Source organism: Neisseria sp. P0021.S005 (assembly GCF_051956955.1).
Map to the genome: position 1 here is coordinate 1 of NZ_JBQCWY010000325.1, position 3,397 is coordinate 3,397.

Annotated in this window: 3 protein-coding genes; 1 reads left to right on the forward strand and 2 read right to left on the reverse strand. The window is 48.2% G+C overall.

Features of this window, described 5'->3' with window-relative positions; genetic code table 11:
- Window positions 1-335, forward strand: a 335-nt coding sequence (gene mscL / locus ACTHUE_RS13540; protein ID WP_440423730.1) for a large-conductance mechanosensitive channel protein MscL, incomplete at its 5' end; no start/stop codon positions are given.
- A 121-nt stretch (window positions 336-456) separates the two neighbouring features.
- Here the strand turns inward: mscL and ACTHUE_RS13545 are convergent.
- Together ACTHUE_RS13545 and ACTHUE_RS13550 are read right to left on the reverse strand one after the other, a co-directional pair.
- Complete coding sequence (locus ACTHUE_RS13545) at window positions 457-1,176, reverse strand: hypothetical protein (RefSeq protein WP_199900426.1); 720 nt, start codon at window positions 1,174-1,176, stop codon at window positions 457-459.
- A 233-nt stretch (window positions 1,177-1,409) separates the two neighbouring features.
- A partial coding sequence (locus ACTHUE_RS13550) for a ribonuclease E/G (protein ID WP_440423732.1) occupies window positions 1,410-3,397 on the reverse strand: 1,988 nt, incomplete at its 5' end.

Consider the following 3,397-nt stretch of genomic DNA (forward strand, 5'->3'; position numbering starts at 1 on the left):
TTGACGATGTAATCATGCCTCCTATCGGTCTACTAATCGGCGGCGTTGATTTCTCCAACCTGTTCATCACCCTGAAAAACGGCGCACAAGCCGCTCCTGCTGAAGGTTACGCCAACCTGGCAGCCGCTCAAGCAGCCGGTGCCGTTACCCTGAACATCGGTCTGTTCATCAACACTGTGATCAGCTTCCTGATCGTTGCCGCTGCCATCTTCTGCGTGGTTAAAGCCATCAACTCCTTGAAAAAAACCGACGCTCCTGCTGAAGAAGCACCGGCAGAGCCTAGCGAAGAAGTTCTGTTGTTGCGCGAAATCCGTGACTCTCTGAACAAAAAATAATCACAATACCTAAACATACACACACAAACCAAGGCCGTCTGAAACCATTTCAGACGGCCTTTTCTAACTCCATCGCTCTGACATAGTTGGCTGTTTAAGAAAAACTACAAGCAGCTATCCTTCATTTATTTATAGAAACCTTGCTTACGACCTCATTATTTTTACCCAATAGATAAAGGAAATTATCATTTACCTCTAATTTACCAAGGTAAACGCCATAATCCATTTCATGAGCAGGACAGGTTTTAATCAAATGACGAATACTCTTGTCTTTATTTTCAATATTCCAAAACAAGTCAACTTTATCGATCTGATGTTCCACTTGAATGGAAAAAGTGGTGGATTGAATCTTCTTCTTTTTCCATACCCAACTATTTTCATAATGGTTTCTCTCTATTTCATTCACTACATCCCCAAGTAAGCAGAATGGAATAGAAAGCTTATGAAATACACGGTTTGCCCCTTCGACTAAGGCAGCCAAGAGCATCTTTTTCTTATCAACAGGATCTAAAGCTTCATAGGTACAAAAATCAAATGGAACCTGAACAGTATAGACACCAAGTAAGTTTATGATACAAGGATTGCAGACCTTATCCATGCATTCTATGATGATTTTCCAACAATCCTTAGTTGGAACAGGCTTGAAGAGTCGCTCCAACATAGATGTCATACACTTCGATTCATATACAAACGCTTTTCTACGGCATTTCCAATTTTGATTGTAGTCCTCTATCCTGGCCTCCTCGTATCTTAATGAAGCTGAGTCCATCAACTCCTCGATCCTTTGGCGATTTTCCACATAAGGTCTATCTAATTCAAAATATCTTAACTTCATATTCATACTTCCATGATCTTATTTTTTATACAGGACCAACCCTATGTAAAGGCTAAGTCTTTCAAGGTAGCAATGATTCTGACCTTTAAATATCGATAACTCCAACTTCTTGATGCTTCATACTTCTCACTCTCCTCAAAAGAAATTTCCTTTTCTTAACTATTCCCTATAGTCGTAGCACTTCTCCTGTAAAAAAGCCCGATGCGTTCAACATCGGGCTTTTAACTGGAAAACCAATCTTAGTCTTTGCGTGTTTCCACCAAAATCATTTCGACTGCTGTGTCTTCCACTTCTACTTTAGGCACATCCGAACGGCGTGTTTTAGCAACCGGTTCAGGTTGTGGCTGCGCGGCAAAAGCGGCAACGGCTTGCGGATCGGTTTCAACGAAGATCAAATCGCCCAAGCTCTCAGGCACAACGATTGCGACAGGCGCTGCTTCAGCTACGGCTTCAGTTTGTGTGACAACAGTTTCGGCTGGTGCTTCAACCGATGCAACAGTAGCCGTTGCATTTGGAGACAATACCGCAGCAATGGCTTCTTTGACATTGCTGACTGCAGAAGCAAGCAGGGCTTGTTCGGCATCAGCGCCTTCAGTTTGCGCTACGGCAGGCTCGTCTTCGCTTTCAATCGCAAATACGAATGGCTCTGCGCTGGTCACTTCAGGCTCGGATACTACAATCACCAGCGGCTCGGCTTGATCGCTTTCAGAAGACAATGTCGCATTTGCAGCTTCAACCGTTTCGTTCAAACCCAAAACATGCGCCACAGCAAAGAGAACTTTGTCGGCGGTATCGGTAATGTTCAGGTATTGCTCGATTTTTGCTGAAGACGGAATATTGCGTTTTTTGCTGTTAGAACGGCGGTCGTTGCGGTTGTTGCGCTGACGGTTGTTGCGCTGACGGTTGTTGCAGTCGCGTCCTTGACGGCCGTTGTTTTTCACACCCTCTTCGCTGCGGGCGTTGTCGTCCGCTTCGACTTGCGCCTGTTCGCCATCGGCTTGAACGTTCACGTCCTCAACACGGTTTTCCGCAGGTTGATGACGGTTGCGCTCGTTGCGACTGTTGTTGCGGCGGCGTTTATTGCCGTTTTGTTCCGCTTGGTTTTCAGACGGCATCTCAGCCAGTGCAGCCACTTCCTGAACGTTTACGTCTTCAACCACTTCCTCAACACGATTGCGCTCGTTGTTGCGATCATCGCGGCGGTTGTTACGGTTGCGGTTGCGGCGGGTGTCTTTACGCTCGTCGTTGCGGCTTTCGTTTGATTTGTTTTCTTCAAACTTACTGTCGACAGCTTCGGCATTCACTTCGCGCACTTCGACTTTGCTGCCGTCGTTTTTGTTGTTGCGGCGTGGATTTTGACGGCGGCTGTTTGAACGGCGGTTACTGTTTTGGCTGCGGTTGTTTGTAGTGCGTTTTTCGGCAGGCTCTTGAGCAACTGCGACAGGTGCAGGCTCGCCGCCGAAAATGCGTTTCAACCAAGCTTTGAAGCTGTCCCACCAAGAGGCTTTTTTCTCAGGGGCGACAGTCGGTGCAGGCTGGGTATGGCGTACGCCTTTGACAGCTGGCTCAGGACGGGAAGCTTTGGCTTTTTCGCTGCCGAAAGGTTTGGCGGATTCGTCTTCTTCCGGCTCGGCAACGCGTTTGTAGCTCGGTTCGCCGTCTTCTTCTACGTCATCAATGCGGATGCGGTTGATTTCGTAGTGCGGATTTTCCAAGTGGATGTTTGGAATCAGGACGACGTTCACATCCAAGCGCTCTTCCATCGCAAACAGCTCGGCGCGTTTTTCGTTCAACAGGAAGGTGGCAACATCGACAGGCACTTGTGCGTGTACTTCGCCGGTGTTGTCTTTCATTGCTTCTTCTTGAATGATGCGCAAAACGTGCAGGGCGGTGGATTCGATGCCGCGGATGACGCCTGTACCGGCACAGCGCGGACACGCAACATGGCTGCTTTCTCCCAGAGCCGGTTTCAAACGTTGGCGGCTCAACTCCAAAAGGCCGAAACGCGAAAGTTTGCCCATTTGCACGCGTGCGCGGTCTTTTTTGAGCGCGTCGCGCAGGACGTTTTCAACATCGCGTTGGTGTTTCGGATTTTCCATATCGATGAAGTCGATGACGACCAAACCGCCCAAGTCGCGCAGGCGCATTTGACGGGCGACCTCTTCGGCGGCTTCCATATTGGTTTTGAACGCGGTGTCTTCAATATCCGAGCCGCGTGTGGCACGCG